Genomic DNA, 14,305 nt, shown 5'->3' with positions numbered 1-14,305 from the left:
GAGCCCCGGGTGCGGATGCGCCACTTCCTGTGGCGGGCGTGGCGCGTCCGTCCTCTTGACCGCGTCTCGAATACCCGTTAAACAAAGGAGAAACCACATGAAACGGCGGTAAATCAACATCATGTATGCCGAGGAGCGTCAGCAAGACATCCTGCGCCGGGCGCGTGAGGCCGGGCGGGTGGATGTGGCGCGGCTGGCCGAGGAACTCGAGGTCACCACGGAGACGATCCGCCGGGACCTGACCGTGCTGGAGCGGGCGGGCGTGCTGCGGCGGGTGCATGGTGGGGCGATCCCGGTGGAGCGGCTGGGCTTCGAGCCGGGCCTGGCCGCCCGTGACGAGGTCATGACCGCGGAGAAGGAGCGCATCGCCAAGGCCGCCCTCGCCGAGCTGCCCGAGGACGGCTCGGTGATCATCGACGCGGGCACGACCACGGGCCGGCTGGTCCGGGTGCTGCCCGCCGACCGCGAGCTGACCGTCATCGTGAACTCGCCGCCGCTGGCCACCGCGCTGGCCACCCGGTCGAACCTGACCGTGATCATGCTCGGCGGCCGGGTGCGCGGGCGGACGCTGGCCACGGTCGACGACCTGGCGCTGCGGCCGCTGCGGCAACTGCACGCGGACGTGGCGTTCATGGCCGCCAACGGCTGCTCGGCCGCCCACGGCCTGACCACGCCGGACCCGGCCGAGGCGGCGATCAAGCGGGCCATGATCGAGGCGGCCGAGCGCAGCGTGCTGCTGGCCGACCACACGAAGTTCACCGTCACCCACCTGGCCAGGTTCGCGACGCTCGACGAGATCGACGTGCTCGTCACCGACACCGGCCTGGACCCGGCCCTGGCCGCGCAGCTGGCCGCCGCGGGTCCCGAGGTGATCCGGGCGTGATCGTCACCCTCACCCTGAACCCCAGCCTGGACCGCACGGTCGAGGTCCCCGCCCTGGAGCGCGGCGCCGTCATCCGCTCCACCGCCGCCCACGTGGAGCCCGGCGGCAAGGGCGTGAACGTCTCTCGCGCGCTGCTGGCCAACGGCGTGCCCTCGTGCGCGGTGGTGCCCTACGGGGGCGAGGAGGGCAGGCAGCTCGTCGGCCTGCTGTCGCGGGCGGGCCTGGACATGGTGACGGTCGCGGTGGCCGGTTCGACCCGCTCCAACATCACGCTGGCCGAGCCGGGCGGCACGATCACCAAGGTCAACGAGCCGGGGACGGCGCTGAGCCCGCACGAGCTGGAGCGCCTGGCCCGCGCGGTGCTCGACGCGGCGCGGCCCGGTGACTGGGTGGTCGTCTCCGGCAGCCTGCCGCCGCGCATGCGCGCGGAGGTCTGCGCGGAGCTGTGCCGGCTCTTCGTCGCCGAGGGGCTGCGGGTCGCGGTCGACACCAGCGGGCCCGCCCTCACCGCGGCGCTGGCCGCCGGCCCCCATCTGGTCAAGCCCAACCGGGACGAGCTCGCCGAGGCCACCGGGATCCGGCCGGTCCGGCTCGGGGACGCGATCGAGGCGGCGGAGAAGATGCGCGCCGCGGGCGCCCGCGCGGTCCTGGCCAGCCTCGGCGCCGACGGGGCGCTGCTGGTCGAGGGCGGGGGAGTCTGGTACGGCACGGCCCCGGCCACGCCCCGCAGCCCGGTCGGCGCGGGGGACGCGATGGCGGCCGGGTTCCTGGCGGCCGGCGCGCGCGGGCCCGAGGCGCTGGCCGTGGCCGTGGCCTGGGGAGCCGCGGCCGCAACGCTGCCGGGCAGCCGGATGCCGGGCCCGGCGGATCTGAACCACGAGCTGGTCCGGGTGGGCGCGCCCGACCCGGATCGGCTGCTCCACCCCTGACATCCCCCCGAAGGAGCGCACGTCCATGGCCGACACCTACACACCCCCGGTCACCGGGACCGGAGTCAAGGCCGCCATCCAGCGTGCCGGCGGCTACCTCGCCGGCATGATCATGCCGAACATCGGTGCGTTCATCGCCTGGGGCCTGATCACGGCGTTGTTCATCCCGACCGGCTGGCTGCCGAACGAGGGCCTGGCCAAGCTCGTCGGGCCCATCATCACGAGCCTGCTGCCGATCCTCATCGGCTACACCGGCGGCCGCATGGTCCACGGCCAGCGCGGCGCGGTGGTGGGCGCGGTCGCCACGATGGGCGTGGTGGTCGGCGCGGACATCCCGATGTTCCTCGGCGCGATGATCATCGGCCCGCTGGCCGCGCTCATCCTGAAATATGTCGACAAAGTCACCGAGGAGCGGACCAAAGCCGGCTTCGAGATGCTGGTCGACAACTTCACCGCCGGCATCGTCGGCGGCGCCATGGCCGTCGCGGGCGCGCTGGCCATCGGGCCCGTCGTCCGCGTCGTCACCCAGGCCGCCGGGGACGCGGTCAACTGGCTGGTCGTCAGCAACCTGCTGCCGCTGGCCTCGGTGCTCATCGAACCGGCCAAGGTGCTGTTCCTCAACAACGCCATCAACCACGGCGTCCTCGGCCCGCTGGGCGTCGTGCAGGCCAAGGAGGCCGGCAGGTCGATCCTGTTCATGCTGGAGAGCAACCCGGGCCCCGGGCTCGGGCTGCTGGTGGCCTACCTGCTGTTCGGGCCGCGGACCCTGCGGCCGAGCACCCCGGCGGCGATGATCATCCACTTCTTCGGCGGCATCCACGAGATCTACTTCCCGTATGTGCTGATGAAGCCGCGGATGATCCTCGCGGTCATCGCGGGCGGGGCGGCCGGGGTGTTCACGTTCATCGCGACCGGCGCCGGACTGGTGGCCACGCCCTCGCCGGGCAGCATCTTCGCCTACGTGGCCGTCACGCCCCGGGGCGCCTGGTTCGGCGTCATGCTCGGCGTGGTGATCGCCGCCGTGGTCTCCTTCGCCGTCGCCGCCCTGCTGCTCGGCTTCGGGCGGGGCGAGAAGACCCCCGGCGCCGGTCAGGCGGCGGCGCCGGCCGTACCCGAGCCAGAGCCCGAGCCCGCCGGGGACGGGCAGGACCTTCCGAGAAAGGCCGGATCATGACCGTCATCGACAGCAAGGACATCCGCAAGGTCGTCGTGGCCTGCGACGCGGGCATGGGCAGCAGCGTCATGCTCGCCACCACCCTGCGCAAGCAGCTCAAGGGCGCCGGCGTCGAGGTGGCGCACACGCCCGTCAACGAGATCCCGGACGACGCCGACGTGGTCGTCACCCACGCCGGACTGGCCGCCCGCGCGCAGGCGGGCGCGCCGGGCAAGGTGGTCATCGCCTTCCAGGTCTTCCTGGGCGACCCGGCCGTGACCAGGCTCGTGGACACCATCAAGAAGGGCGGCGTCGTCGGTGCGTGAGGTGCTCGAGGCGCGGGCCGTGCTGCTGAACGAGCGCGCGGCCACCCGGGAGGAGGCCGTCGAGCGCTGCGGCCGCCTGCTGGTGGAGGTGGGTGCGGCGGCCGAGCCGTACATCGGCGCGATGCTGGAGCGCGAGCGCTCGATCTCCACCTACGTCGGGGAGGGCGTGGCCATCCCGCACGGGCTGTCGCGTGAGCACGTGCTGCGCGACGCCATCTGCTACGTGCGCTTCCCCGATGGGCTCGACTGGGACGGCGAACGGGTCAGCGTGTGCGTCGGCATCGCCGCCCGCGGCGACGGTCACGTGGCGCTGCTGGCCGAGCTGGCCGAGATTCTGCTGGACCCGGACCGGGCCCGCGCCCTGCGCGAGGCCGCGGACGCCGAGAGTGTGCTCAAGGAGCTGTCGTGAAAGTCGCCCGATTCCACGCCCCCGGCGACATCCGGGTCGAAGAGGCGCCGATGCCGGAAGGTGACCTGATCATCCGGGTGCGCAACTGCTCGACCTGCGGCACCGACAACAAGATCTACCGGCACGGCCACCACCACCTGCGGCCGCCGCGGGTCATGGGGCACGAGATCGCCGGCGAGGTGGCCGGCACCGGCGAGCGCGTGCAGGTCATCGCGGCGATCCCGTGCGGGCGCTGCGCCGAGTGCCGGCGCGGGCGCATGACCGTCTGCCCGCGGCAGGAGTCGATGGGCTACCACTACGACGGCGGTTTCGCCGAGTACATGGCGGTCCCGGACAAGGTGCCGGCCGTCGGCGGCGTCAACCGCATCCCCGGCGGCGTCTCCTTCGCCGAGGCGTCGCTGACCGAGCCGCTGGCCTGCGTCCTCAACGGGCAGGACCTGGCGGGCGTCGGCGCGGGCGACGACGTCGTGGTGATGGGCGCGGGTCCCATCGGCTGCCTGCACGTACGGCTGGCGCGGGCGCGCGGCGCGGCACGGGTGTTCCTCGTGGACGTCAACGCGGAACGGCTGGCCATGGCCGCCGGCCTCGTGCACCCGGACGCCGCGGTGGACGCCGCCGTGGACGCCGACGCCGTCGAGCGGGTGCTCAAGCTCACCGGCGGGCGCGGCGCCGACGTCGTGATCACCGCGGCCGCCTCGGGCGCCGCCCAGGAGCAGGCCGTGCGCATGGCGGCCAGGAGCGGGCGCATCAGCCTGTTCGGCGGCCTGCCCAAGGACGACCCGATCGTCCGCCTCGACGCCAACCTCATCCACTACCGGGAGCTGACCGTCGTCGGCGCCAACGGCTCCTCCCCGGCGCACAACACCGCCGCGCTGGAGCTGATCGCCTCCGGGGCGGTGCCCGTCGCCGACCTCATCACCCACCGGCTGCCGCTGGAGCGCGTCCTGGACGCCATCGACCTGGTCGCCCGCGGCGCCGCCATCAAGGTCACCCTCGAGGAGGGCTCCGATGCCTGAGCGCAGCGTCGCCGTCGCCTCGCGCGCCGGACTGCACGCCCGACCGGCCAAGGTGTTCGTGCAGGAGGCGATCCGGCTCGGGGTGCCGGTGCGGATCCGGGTGGCCGGCGGCAAGGAGGTGCCGGCCGCCAGCATGCTGGGCGTGCTGTCGCTGGGGGCGGTGCACGGGACGGTGGTGACGCTGTCGTCCGACGACGAGGCGGCCCTGGAGGTCCTGGCGGCGCTGCTGGCCCGGGACCTCGACGATGAGTGAGCCGCTGACCGGCCTCGGGGTCAGCCCCGGGCGCGTCGCCGGGCCCGTCGCCCGCATGGCGGCGCCGCCCGCGCTGCCTCCGCCTCCCGGATTCGCCGTCGGGGCCGGAGCGGTGGCCCTGGCCGTGACGGCGCTGGAGGCGGTGGCCGCCGACCTGCGCCGCCGGGCCGCCCTGATGGCGGGGGAGGCGGCCGAGGTCCTGGAGGCGCAGGCGATGATGGCCGCCGACCCGATGCTGCGCGAGGAGGCCGAACGCCTGGCCGCCGGAAACCCCGGCGCGGGCGTCGGTGATGGTCCGGGTGTCGGCGGTGTGGTCTGTGGCCGGGGCGGGCCGGGTGACGGGCCGGAGCCGGTTTCCGGGGCCGCGGTGTGGGCGGCGCATGCGCTGGACCGGGCCTTCGCCCGGCACCGGGCGGCGCTGGCGGAGCTGGGCGGGTACTTCGCCGAGCGTGCCGCCGACCTGGACGACCTGCGCAACCGCGCCGTCGCCGCCGCGCTCGGGCGGCCGATGCCCGGGATCCCGGCGCCGGGGCGGCCGTTCGTGCTGGTGGCCGAGGACCTGTCCCCGGCCGACACCGTCACGCTGGGCCCGGACGTGCTGGCCGTCGTCACCGAGCGCGGCGGCCCGACCAGCCACACGGCCATCCTGGCCAGGGCCCGCGCCCTGCCCGCGGTGGTGGCCTGCGCGGGCGCGACGGCGCTGGCCGACGGCGAGCTGGTCGCGGTGGACGGTACGGCCGGCCGGGTGACCCCGGGGCTGAGCGAGGAGGAGGCCGAGACCCTGCGGCGCGGCCACGACGCCTACCGCGAGCGCCTGCGCTCGGGCGGCGGCAGGGGCCGCACCGCCGACGGCCACGCCGTCCCGCTCCTGCTCAACATCGGCTCCGCCGCCGACGTCCGGGACGAGGACTGGACCTCGGCCGAAGGGGTGGGCCTGTTCCGGACCGAGCTGCTCTTCCTCGACCGGCACGCCGCCCCGGCGCCGCGGGAGCAGCACGCCGCCTACGCCGAGGTGTTCGCCCGCTGCCCCAAGGTCGTCGTGCGCACCCTGGACGCCGGCACCGACAAGCCGCTGCCGTTCCTGGGCCTGGACGCCGAGCCGAACCCGGCCCTCGGCATCCGCGGCCTGCGCGTGGACCGGGTACGGCCGGCAGTACTGGATGAGCAGCTCGCGGCGATCGCGAGCGCCGCCGAGCGGGCGCGGGCCGAGGTGTGGGTGATGGCGCCCATGGTGGCCACGTGGCAGGAGGCGGCGGCGTTCGCGCGGCGGGCCAGGGCCGCGGGGCTGCGGCGGGTCGGGGCGATGGTCGAGGTGCCGGCGGCGGCGCTGGTGGCCGACCGGCTGCTGGAACACCTGGACTTCCTCAGCGTCGGCACCAACGACCTGGGCCAGTACGCCTTCGCGGCCGACCGGCAGCATCCGCGCCTGGCCGACCTACTGGACCCGCGTCAGCCCGCGCTGCTGCGGCTGGTGGCCGAGTGCGCGCGGGCGGGGCTGGCGGCGGGCAAGCCGGTCGGGGTGTGCGGCGAGGCGGCGGGCGATCCGGCGGTGGCGCCGCTGCTGGTGGGCCTGGGGGTGAGCAGTCTGTCGATGTCGGCGGCGTGTGTGCCGGCGGTGCGTGAGGCGCTGGCCGGGCTCACACGGGAACGATGCCGGCGGGCTGCCGAGCGGGCCATGGATCCTCGCTGAAGGCGGCGGCCGAGCAAGGGGTGATCGTCTGGTCGCATTCGCCGCAGACGCACGTCTTGATGGCGACGCTGAGCAGGCTGAGCAGCAGGTCGGTGTCGAGGGCGGTGCCGAGGCGGATGCCGATCCAGTCCTCGCTGCGTCCCAGGATGACGCAGTTGGTTCCGGCCAGCGCGGGATAGAGCCGGTAGATGGTGGGGCGGGTCAGGCACAGCTCGGCGTCGTCACCGGCGTGCAGGTGCAGGATCTCGTTGTTGCCGACGGCCACGCCGACACCGGCTCTGCAGGAGGGGAGGGTGGTCTGGAGATCCGGCCACTCCCGCAGCAGGGTCAGCACCCGGGCGGCCTGGGAGCCAAGGGCGATGCCGCGTGCTCGCATATGACCATCGTCGTCCCCACCGCACGCCGCGTACAGGCGGTTGCGCGGTTGGTATCCCCAAATCGTTATGGAACGAGGCGGCGGGCGATGCCGGTGAGGGTGGTGAGCTGTTCGGGGGTGAGCGCCCCGGTGAAGTGGCGGCGGATCGCGGCCAGGTGGACCGGGGCCGCCTCCCGCTGGGCGAGCCGCCCGTCGGCGGTCAGCAGGACGTCCTCGCCGCGGCCGTCGAGCTCGCACTTCTCGCGGGCGACGAGGCCGCGCTGCTCCATCCGGCCGAGCTGGCGCGACAGGCGGCCGTGCGCCCAGTGCAGGTGCGCGGTGAGGTCGCGCACCCGGATGCAGTGCTCGCCGTCCTCCAGCGCGGCGAGCGCCTCCAGCACGTCGTAGTCGGCCATGGACAGCCCGCAGGCGCGCTCCAGGTCGCGGGCGATCTCGGCGTCCACGTGCAGGCGCAGGCGGTGGTAGGCGGTCCAGGCGTCGAGGGCGTGCTGGTCGGTGCTCACGCCCGCCATGCTACGCGATGTTCGTGACATGTAACGGAGATGGTCACGTCATGAGCGCGCCGTCCCGGTAGACGAGCGATCGGGCCGGTACGGCCCAGCGGCGCGCGCCCAGCCGCGGCTCGCCGCCCTCGGGCACCACCGCCTGCACGAGCTGGTCGCCGGATTCCAGCGTGACCAGGGCGCCGGTGCCCAGGTTCTCCACCACCGCCACGGTGCCCGGGATGCCGTCGGGGCGTTCGGTCTCCGACAGGCTCATGTATTCGGGCCGCACGCCGTACACGATCTCGTCGCCCTCGCCGAGCCCGGCCGGGGCGGCGCGCACGGCGCCGGCCACGTGCAGCGCCCCGTTCACGCTCGTGCCGCGCAGCAGGTTCATGGGGGTCGAGCCGATGAAGGCGGCGACGAACGTGGTGGCCGGGCGCTGGAAGATCTCGGCCGGGGTGCCGATCTGGACCATCCGGCCGGCCGACATGACCGCGATGCGGTCGGCCAGCGCCAGCGCCTCGGCCTGGTCGTGGGTGACGAAGACGGTCGTGACGGCCAGCTCGCGCTGCAGCCGCTTGAGGAAGGTGCGCGCCTCCAGGCGCAGGCGGGCGTCGAGGTTGGACAGCGGCTCGTCGAACAGGAACGCCGACGGGCGGCAGGCGATGGCGCGGGCCAGCGCCACCCGCTGCTGCTGGCCGCCGGACAGTTGGCCGGGGCGGCGCCCCAGCAGCTCCGACAGCGACAGCCGCGCGGCGACCTCCTCCGCCCGGCCCGCCCGCTCGGCCCGGGAGACCTTCCTGATGCGCAGCGGGTAGGCGATGTTGTCGCGCACGCTCATGTGCGGGAAGATCGCGTAGTCCTGGAAGACCATGGCGACGTCCCGGCGGCCGGGCGGCAGCGCGGTGACGTCGCGGCCGTTGATGGCGATCGTGCCGGAGCCCGGCGTCTCCAGGCCCGCGATCGCGCGCAGCAGGGTCGTCTTGCCGCAGCCCGAGGGACCCAGCAGGGCGAAGAACTCGCCGCCGGCGATCGTGAGGTCCACGGCGTCGAGTGCCCGCACGCCGCCGGGGAAGACCTTCGTCAGCCCGTTCATCGTGATCACGGCATCGACTCCGTCGACGCCGTGATCAGGATGCTGCGTCTCATGATGACCTCGACAGGCTCGGTCATGCCTTGATCCCTCCGTGGAAGCGGAAGCCGTAGCGGTGGGAGACGAACAGGTACATGGCGACGACCGGCAGCGAGTACAGCAGCGAGAACGTCGAGATGAGCGCCAGCCTGGGCGAGCCGCCCTCGGTGTAGAGGGTGTAGAGGATCACCGAGCCCGGCGCCTTCTCCGGATCGCGCAGCAGGATGAACTGGAACAGGAACCCGCCCCACACCCCGGCCAGCGCCCACACCGCGATGGTCGCCAGGCCGGGCCGTACCAGCGGGATGGTGACGTGCCGCAGGATCTGCAGCGGCGAGGCGCCGAAGACCCGCGCCGACTCCTCGTAGGAGGTCGGCGTGGCGTCCATGAAGTCCTTCAGGATGAAGATCGCCGCCGGGAGCAGCCCGCCCGAGACGACCAGGATCACGCCCAGATGGGTGTCGACGAGGTTGAGCCGGGTCGCCAGCTCGAAGATCGGGACCATCGCCGCCGTGCCCGTCACCACCGACGACAGCAGCAGGAGCAGGTAGAGCAGCACGTCGCGGCCGGGCACCCGCACCCGCGACAGCGCGTAGGCGGCCAGCGCCGCCAGCACCACCACGAGTACGGCGGCGCCGCCCCCCTGGATGATCGAGTTGACGATGGAGCCCAGCGCGTAGGGGTTGTCCAGGATGGCGGCGAAGTTGGCCAGCGTGAACTCCGGCACCGACGTGGTGATCGTCGGGGAGGCGTCGAACGGCGCCGACGCCAGCCACAGCATCGGCAGCGCGAACAACGCCAGCGTGACGGCGATGAAGACGGTGGCGGCCAGGCGGCCGACGGTGTGCCGGATCATCGCGGCCGTCCGCGCAGCAGCCGCAGGTAGGCCAGGGCGAAGACGAGGTTGATGAGCAGGATGAGGAAGGAGACGGCCGCGCCCGCGCCGAGCTCGCCGCCGCGCAGCGCCACGTTGTAGACGTAGATCGGCAGGATCTCCGAGCGGCCCTCGGGCCCGCCGCCGGTCAGCACGAACGGCGTGAAGTCGTTGAACGTCCACAGGCTGATCAGCAGCAGGTTCGTCAGCACGTGCCGCCTGATGTGCGGCAAGACGACGTCCCGTAGCTGCTGCACGACGCCCGCGCCGGCCAGGCGGGCGGTCTCCAGGTGCGAGGGCGGCACGGTCTCCAGCGCCGCCGCGTACAGCATCATCGAGAACGCCGTGCCCCGCCAGGTGTTGAAGACGATGATCGACAGCAGCGGGTGGTCCAGCAGCCAGGCCGTCCCGGGCGTGCCCAGCAGCGCGTTGAGGGTGCCGCCGTCGCGGTCGAGCAGCGCGAACCACAGGAACCCCACCACCGTCGAGGGCAGGATCCACGACAGCAGCACCGTGCCCTCCACCAGGCGGCGCAGCGGCCCGGTCCGGGTGCGCAGCACCCAGGCGAGCGCGAAGCCCAGCCCCGCCTGGCCCACGACGGCCGAGCCGCCCACGTAGGCGACCGTCAGCCACAGCGAGGTCTGGAAGCGCGGGTCGCCCAGCGCCGCCGCGTAGTTCTCCAGGCCGACCACCCGCGGCTCGGCCGCCTCGAGGCCGGTCAGCCGGTAGTCGGTCAGGCCCAGGTAGATCGTCCAGAGGGCGGGGAAGACGAGGAAGACCACGACGAGCACGAGCGCGGGCAGCATGAACGCGGTGGCCCTGGCCCGCCCGAGCCCGGCGGCGTCTGTGCTCATCCGGCGATGTTGGCCGCGCCGCCGACCAGGCGCTCCAGCTTGGTCTGGTAGCCCGTCGCCGCCTGCTCCGGCGTCCCGCCCGACACCACCGCCGCGGTGGCCTCCTGAAGCGCCGCCGACACCTGCGGATAGACCGCCAGCGGTGGCCGGTAGGCGGTGATCGGCAGCACCTCCTCCGCGACGAACTTGAGCATCGGGTCGGCCGTCAGCACCTCGGCGTTGACGTCGTCCCGGGAGCTGATGCGCACCTGCCCGGCCAGCTGCGCCTTGGTCGCCTCGGCCGAGTGCATGAACGCCAGCAGTTGCCAGGCCAGCGCCGGGCTCTTCGAGGCGGGGTTGAGCACGCGCACGGCGCCGCCGGACATGGAGACGAAGTCCTGGCCGCGGATGCCCGCGCCCGGCCGCTTGGCCGGGATCTTGGCGTACCCGACGACCGCGTCCCGGGCGGCCATGGGCGCCACCCCGGCCTTCGGCTCGACGACCGAGCGCCAGAAGTAGTCGCTCTCCGCCAGAATGGCGATCTTGCCCTCGGCGAACCGGGCGAAGGACTTGTCGCGTCCCTTGGCCTCCTGCTGCAGCTTCGGATCGCCCAGCCCCTCGGCGTAGACCTGCCGGTAGAAGCCGAGCACGTCCTTCATCGCCGTGGAGGCGCCCGCCCACTTGCCGCCGGAGTACACCTCGGCGCCGGCCCCGGCCAGCAGCGGCAGCGCGCCCTGCATGGTCGTGGCCTCGCCCATCGCGCTGCCGGCGTTGATCTGGATCGGCACCGGCACGCCCGCCGCCTTCAGCTTCGTCCCGGCGTCGAGGATCTCCTGCCAGCTCACCGGCTGCCACGCCTCCGGCAGCCCGGCCTTCCTGAACAGCTCCTTGTTGTAGAACAGCACCCGGCCGTCGGTGCCCTGCGGCAGCGCATACCTCTTGCCGTCGAAGATGCCGAGGCCCTGCACCGCCTGCGGGATCTGCGACCAGCCCTCCCAGCCGTCCACCGACGGGCCGCCGACCTCCGCCAGCGGCCTGATGTAGCCGGCCTGCGCGAACTCGCCCACCCAGATGCCGTCCACGTCGATGACGTCCGCGCCCCGCTTCGCCTTCAGGTCGAGGGCGACCTTCTGCTTGTACTGCTCGTCGTCCACGCCGCTCGGCTGGAAGAGCACCTTGACGTTCTGATGCCGCTGCTCGAACTGCGGGATCACCCAGCTCCTGATCCAGTCCGCGCTCTCCGCGTTCTTCCCGCCGGAGATCGCGTTGGCCGCGATCGTGAGCGTCACGCTGCCGGGGCTCGACGGCTGTCCGGTGCCGCACGCGGCGAGGGCCAGGAGGAGGGCGGCGCCGAGAAGCACAGGTCGCATGTCGGCCTCCACTTGCGGACGTGCAGACATACCGACAATCGCACGACCGCACCCGGGCGTAAAGAAACGATCTGATGAACGGTTCGCCCTGAGCTGATCGTGGGAAGTGCAAGGGGCAACCCAACATGAGTAGGGTCTGGCCTAGAGGTATTGACGTTTTGGGAGGGAGTCGCGTGGCATCGCACAGGGATCTGCCCGCCGGCTTGGTCGATCGGCTTTTCCAGAACTCAGGGAATTCGTCGTTCACCGAGTTCGTCAGCTCGTACGCGCCGGAATTGCTGCCGGTGCGCGACGAGATCCTGGCCACCCCGATCGGCGACCAGGTTCCGCACGCCACGACGATCGTGGCGGCCACGTTCGCGGGCGGAGTGGCCATGGCCGGCGACCGGCGCGCCACCTCGGGCAACATGATCTCGCAGCGGGACGTGCAGAAGGTCTTCCGCACCGACGACTACTCCGTCATGGGCATCGCGGGCACCGCCAGCACCGGCATCGAGATGGCCCGGCTCTACCGCGTGGAGCTGGAGCACTACGAGAAGATGGAAGGCCGCACGCTGTCGGTCAACGGCAAGGCCAACCGGCTGGCCACCATGATCCGCGGCAATCTCGGCATGGCCATGCAGGGCCTGGTGGTGGTGCCGTTGTTCGCCGCCTACGACCCCGACGACGACGAGGGCCGCATCTTCAGCTACGACGTGGCCGGCGGGCCGTACGAGCGGGAGCGCTTCGACGCGATCGGCTCCGGCTCCATCTTCGCCCGCGGCTCGCTCAAGAAGCTCTACCGCGACGGCGCCGGCGCCGACGACACCGCGATAACGCTCATCCAGGCGCTCTACGACGCGGCCGACGACGACTCGGCGACCGGCGGTCCCGACGTGACCCGCAAGATCTGGCCCATCGTGTCCTTGATCGACGCCGACGGGTTCCGCCGACTCACCGACGAGGAGGTCTCCGGCTACGTCGAGCAGATGCTCGAAGCCCGGATGATCGCCCCCGACGGCCCCATCGCCCCGCTGCGCTAGAAAGGAACACCTGCGGTGTCCATGCCTTTTGGATATGCCTCCCCTGAGCAGATCATGCGGGACAAGGCGGACTACGCGCGCAAGGGCATCGCGCGAGGCCGCTCGGTCGTGGTGCTGCAGTACCAGGACGGCATCCTGTTCGTCGCGCCCAACCCGTCGCGGGCGCTGCACAAGATCAGCGAGATCTACGACCGCATCGGTTTCGCCGCGGTGGGCCGCTACAACGAGTTCGAGGAGCTGCGCCTCGGCGGCATCCGCTACGCCGACATCAACGGCTACACCTACGACCGCTCCGACGTCACCGGCCGCGGCCTGGCCAACCTGTACGCCTCCAACCTCGGCCGCATCTTCACCGAGTCGATCAAGTCGCTCGAGGTCGAGGTGGTCGTGGCCGAGGTCGGCGACCAGCCCGACGGGGACGCCATCTACCGGCTCACCTTCGACGGCTCGGTCTTCGACGAGCACGGCTTCACGGTCATGGGCGGTCAGGCCGAGGCCGTGGCCGGGCGGCTGAAGGAGCGCTACCGCGAGGCGATGCCGCTGGCCGACGCGCTCGAGGTGGCGCTGGTGGCGCTGACCGAGCCGGGCGGCGAGCGGCCGCCGGTGGCCCAGCTCGAGGTGGCCGTGCTCGACCGCAACCGGGAGAACCGCAAGTTCCTGCGGCTGACCGGGACCCGCCTGGAGCGCATCCTCCCGGCCGCGCCGCCGGCCGCCGAAACGCCCGCCTCCTCCGAAGCCGGGCAGGCATCGGAGCCGGGTGACGCGCCCACCGGACCGCCCACCGGGCCCGACGGGGACGTCGACGACGGCTCGTCGCCGCTGTAACGCCGCGCCTGCGGGGCGCCGTGGCCGGCTTCCGGCCACGGCGCCCCTGTGTTTCCGGTCACCCACCGCGAACTTTTCGGCCGCAACCGTGGTCGAAGATCTCGTGAAGACTTTGACCCGAATCCTTCTGGCCGGTGCCGCTACGGGCGCCGTGGCCTTGTCCTTCGCCGGCAGCGCTCAGGCCGGTTCGACCTACACGCCGGCCCTTGCGGCGTCCTTTGCGGCCACGCCCACGTTCAAGGCGCCCGAGATCTTCGGGACCACGTTCCAGAAGGATCCCGGGCACGACTTCACCAAGGGCGTCCACTCGCGCCGCGACGGCATCCTGCGCGGCTGGATCACCCACATCAGGGGCGGCAAGGCGGAATACGAGCCGATCAAGTGGAAGAAGGACAAGCACACCGAGGGCTACTTCGTCGGCCCGCCCGAGGGTGACGTGACCGCCTACGCCTCGCCGATCGCGAAGAACGTGGTGTTCCTGTCGGCGTTCGGCTGCAAGCCGAGCTCGGCCGCCATGACCGTGGACCGGCGCACCGGCCTCGGCAACAAGAAGTGCTCGCGCGCGGCGCTGATCAAGCGGTTCAAGACGACCGAGCGCCCGTCGCTGATCACCGTCTACAAGGGGAAGATCGTCCGGGTGCAGGAGATTTACACCCCGTAGCCAGTCTGCGGATATTACGTTGGGCCCCGCGGCGGTAAGTGGTGATTGATAGCCGATCATCGCTGGAG

At 72.5% G+C, this 14,305-nt stretch carries 17 protein-coding genes; 11 read left to right on the top strand and 6 right to left on the bottom strand.

Annotation, left to right across the window (positions count from 1 at the left end; translation table 11 throughout):
* Positions 1–121 precede the first annotated feature (121 nt).
* Genes FVE25_RS14970 through FVE25_RS14935 form a run of 8 tightly spaced genes read left to right on the top strand, consistent with a single transcriptional unit; the run spans position 122 to position 6,659 of the window.
* Positions 122–883, top strand: a complete 762-nt coding sequence (locus FVE25_RS14970; RefSeq protein WP_157247376.1) for a DeoR/GlpR family DNA-binding transcription regulator — start codon at positions 122–124, stop codon at positions 881–883.
* Positions 880–1,812: a 1-phosphofructokinase gene (gene pfkB / locus FVE25_RS14965; RefSeq protein WP_157247374.1), complete on the top strand. Its 933-nt coding sequence runs from the start codon at positions 880–882 to the stop codon at positions 1,810–1,812. The genes FVE25_RS14970 and pfkB overlap by 4 nt, the downstream gene beginning before the upstream one ends.
* 25 nt (positions 1,813–1,837) lie before the next feature.
* Complete coding sequence (mtlA, locus tag FVE25_RS14960) at positions 1,838–2,986, top strand: mannitol-specific PTS transporter subunit IIC (protein ID WP_157247372.1); 1,149 nt, start codon at positions 1,838–1,840, stop codon at positions 2,984–2,986.
* On the top strand, positions 2,983–3,291 hold the full coding sequence (locus FVE25_RS14955) for a PTS sugar transporter subunit IIBC family protein (RefSeq protein WP_157247370.1): 309 nt from the start codon (positions 2,983–2,985) through the stop codon (positions 3,289–3,291). Before mtlA ends, FVE25_RS14955 begins: the two co-directional genes overlap by 4 nt.
* Positions 3,284–3,700, top strand: a complete 417-nt coding sequence (locus FVE25_RS14950; protein ID WP_157247368.1) for a PTS mannitol transporter subunit IIA — start codon at positions 3,284–3,286, stop codon at positions 3,698–3,700. Before FVE25_RS14955 ends, FVE25_RS14950 begins: the two co-directional genes overlap by 8 nt.
* Positions 3,697–4,716, top strand: coding sequence for a zinc-binding dehydrogenase (locus tag FVE25_RS14945; RefSeq protein WP_157247366.1), 1,020 nt, complete (start codon positions 3,697–3,699; stop codon positions 4,714–4,716). The genes FVE25_RS14950 and FVE25_RS14945 overlap by 4 nt, the downstream gene beginning before the upstream one ends.
* Positions 4,709–4,969, top strand: a complete 261-nt coding sequence (locus FVE25_RS14940) for an HPr family phosphocarrier protein (protein WP_157247364.1) — start codon at positions 4,709–4,711, stop codon at positions 4,967–4,969. Before FVE25_RS14945 ends, FVE25_RS14940 begins: the two co-directional genes overlap by 8 nt.
* Positions 4,962–6,659: a putative PEP-binding protein gene (locus FVE25_RS14935; protein ID WP_157247362.1), complete on the top strand. Its 1,698-nt coding sequence runs from the start codon at positions 4,962–4,964 to the stop codon at positions 6,657–6,659. Before FVE25_RS14940 ends, FVE25_RS14935 begins: the two co-directional genes overlap by 8 nt.
* Here the strand turns inward: FVE25_RS14935 and FVE25_RS14930 are convergent.
* The 6 genes from FVE25_RS14930 to FVE25_RS14905 all read right to left on the bottom strand — a co-directional run bounded on the left by FVE25_RS14930 (position 6,607) and on the right by FVE25_RS14905 (position 11,729).
* Complete coding sequence (locus FVE25_RS14930) at positions 6,607–7,035, bottom strand: luciferase domain-containing protein (RefSeq protein WP_157247361.1); 429 nt, start codon at positions 7,033–7,035, stop codon at positions 6,607–6,609. The genes FVE25_RS14935 and FVE25_RS14930 overlap by 53 nt on opposite strands.
* Before the next feature lie 65 nt (positions 7,036–7,100).
* Complete coding sequence (locus tag FVE25_RS14925; RefSeq protein WP_246267031.1) at positions 7,101–7,538, bottom strand: MarR family winged helix-turn-helix transcriptional regulator; 438 nt, start codon at positions 7,536–7,538, stop codon at positions 7,101–7,103.
* Between the two features lie 43 nt (positions 7,539–7,581).
* The gene (locus FVE25_RS14920; protein ID WP_157247710.1) at positions 7,582–8,616 is read right to left on the bottom strand and encodes an ABC transporter ATP-binding protein; all 1,035 of its coding nucleotides are present in this window, start codon (positions 8,614–8,616) and stop codon (positions 7,582–7,584) included.
* A gap of 73 nt (positions 8,617–8,689) precedes the next feature.
* Positions 8,690–9,508: a carbohydrate ABC transporter permease gene (locus FVE25_RS14915; protein WP_157247357.1), complete on the bottom strand. Its 819-nt coding sequence runs from the start codon at positions 9,506–9,508 to the stop codon at positions 8,690–8,692.
* A complete protein-coding gene (locus FVE25_RS14910; protein ID WP_157247355.1) occupies positions 9,505–10,380 on the bottom strand; it encodes a carbohydrate ABC transporter permease in 876 nt (291 codons plus the stop codon). The genes FVE25_RS14915 and FVE25_RS14910 overlap by 4 nt, the downstream gene beginning before the upstream one ends.
* A complete protein-coding gene (locus FVE25_RS14905; protein ID WP_157247353.1) occupies positions 10,377–11,729 on the bottom strand; it encodes an extracellular solute-binding protein in 1,353 nt (450 codons plus the stop codon). The genes FVE25_RS14910 and FVE25_RS14905 overlap by 4 nt, the downstream gene beginning before the upstream one ends.
* A 173-nt stretch (positions 11,730–11,902) precedes the next feature.
* Here FVE25_RS14905 and prcB point away from each other — a divergent pair, with 173 nt between their 5' ends.
* The 3 genes from prcB to FVE25_RS14890 all read left to right on the top strand — a co-directional run bounded on the left by prcB (position 11,903) and on the right by FVE25_RS14890 (position 14,237).
* Positions 11,903–12,751, top strand: a complete 849-nt coding sequence (gene prcB, locus FVE25_RS14900; protein ID WP_157247351.1) for a proteasome subunit beta — start codon at positions 11,903–11,905, stop codon at positions 12,749–12,751.
* A 21-nt stretch (positions 12,752–12,772) separates the two neighbouring features.
* A complete protein-coding gene (gene prcA / locus FVE25_RS14895) occupies positions 12,773–13,576 on the top strand; it encodes a proteasome subunit alpha (RefSeq protein ID WP_157247349.1) in 804 nt (267 codons plus the stop codon).
* Between the two features lie 103 nt (positions 13,577–13,679).
* Positions 13,680–14,237 (top strand): hypothetical protein, encoded by a 558-nt coding sequence (locus tag FVE25_RS14890; RefSeq protein ID WP_425489489.1) that lies wholly within the window; start codon positions 13,680–13,682, stop codon positions 14,235–14,237.
* Positions 14,238–14,305: the final 68 nt, after the last annotated feature.

Origin of the sequence: Nonomuraea typhae, from assembly GCF_009760925.1 — a bacterium.
Taxonomy (GTDB): domain Bacteria; phylum Actinomycetota; class Actinomycetes; order Streptosporangiales; family Streptosporangiaceae; genus Nonomuraea; species Nonomuraea typhae.
This window is presented reverse-complemented; position numbering and strand designations above follow the sequence as displayed.

Excerpts from the sequence above, each read along its gene's own strand:
- FVE25_RS14920 (WP_157247710.1), bottom strand. The coding sequence starts at position 8,616 with ATGAACGGGCTGACGAAGGTCTTCCCCGGCGGCGTGCGGGCACTCGAC.
- FVE25_RS14905 (WP_157247353.1), bottom strand. The coding sequence starts at position 11,729 with ATGCGACCTGTGCTTCTCGGCGCCGCCCTCCTCCTGGCCCTCGCCGCG.
- prcA (WP_157247349.1), top strand. The coding sequence starts at position 12,773 with ATGCCTTTTGGATATGCCTCCCCTGAGCAGATCATGCGGGACAAGGCG.
- mtlA (WP_157247372.1), top strand. The coding sequence starts at position 1,838 with ATGGCCGACACCTACACACCCCCGGTCACCGGGACCGGAGTCAAGGCC.
- FVE25_RS14930 (WP_157247361.1), bottom strand. The coding sequence starts at position 7,035 with ATGCGAGCACGCGGCATCGCCCTTGGCTCCCAGGCCGCCCGGGTGCTG.
- FVE25_RS14970 (WP_157247376.1), top strand. The coding sequence starts at position 122 with ATGTATGCCGAGGAGCGTCAGCAAGACATCCTGCGCCGGGCGCGTGAG.
- FVE25_RS14940 (WP_157247364.1), top strand. The coding sequence starts at position 4,709 with ATGCCTGAGCGCAGCGTCGCCGTCGCCTCGCGCGCCGGACTGCACGCC.
- FVE25_RS14955 (WP_157247370.1), top strand. The coding sequence starts at position 2,983 with ATGACCGTCATCGACAGCAAGGACATCCGCAAGGTCGTCGTGGCCTGC.
- FVE25_RS14915 (WP_157247357.1), bottom strand. The coding sequence starts at position 9,508 with ATGATCCGGCACACCGTCGGCCGCCTGGCCGCCACCGTCTTCATCGCC.
- FVE25_RS14935 (WP_157247362.1), top strand. The coding sequence starts at position 4,962 with ATGAGTGAGCCGCTGACCGGCCTCGGGGTCAGCCCCGGGCGCGTCGCC.
- FVE25_RS14910 (WP_157247355.1), bottom strand. The coding sequence starts at position 10,380 with ATGAGCACAGACGCCGCCGGGCTCGGGCGGGCCAGGGCCACCGCGTTC.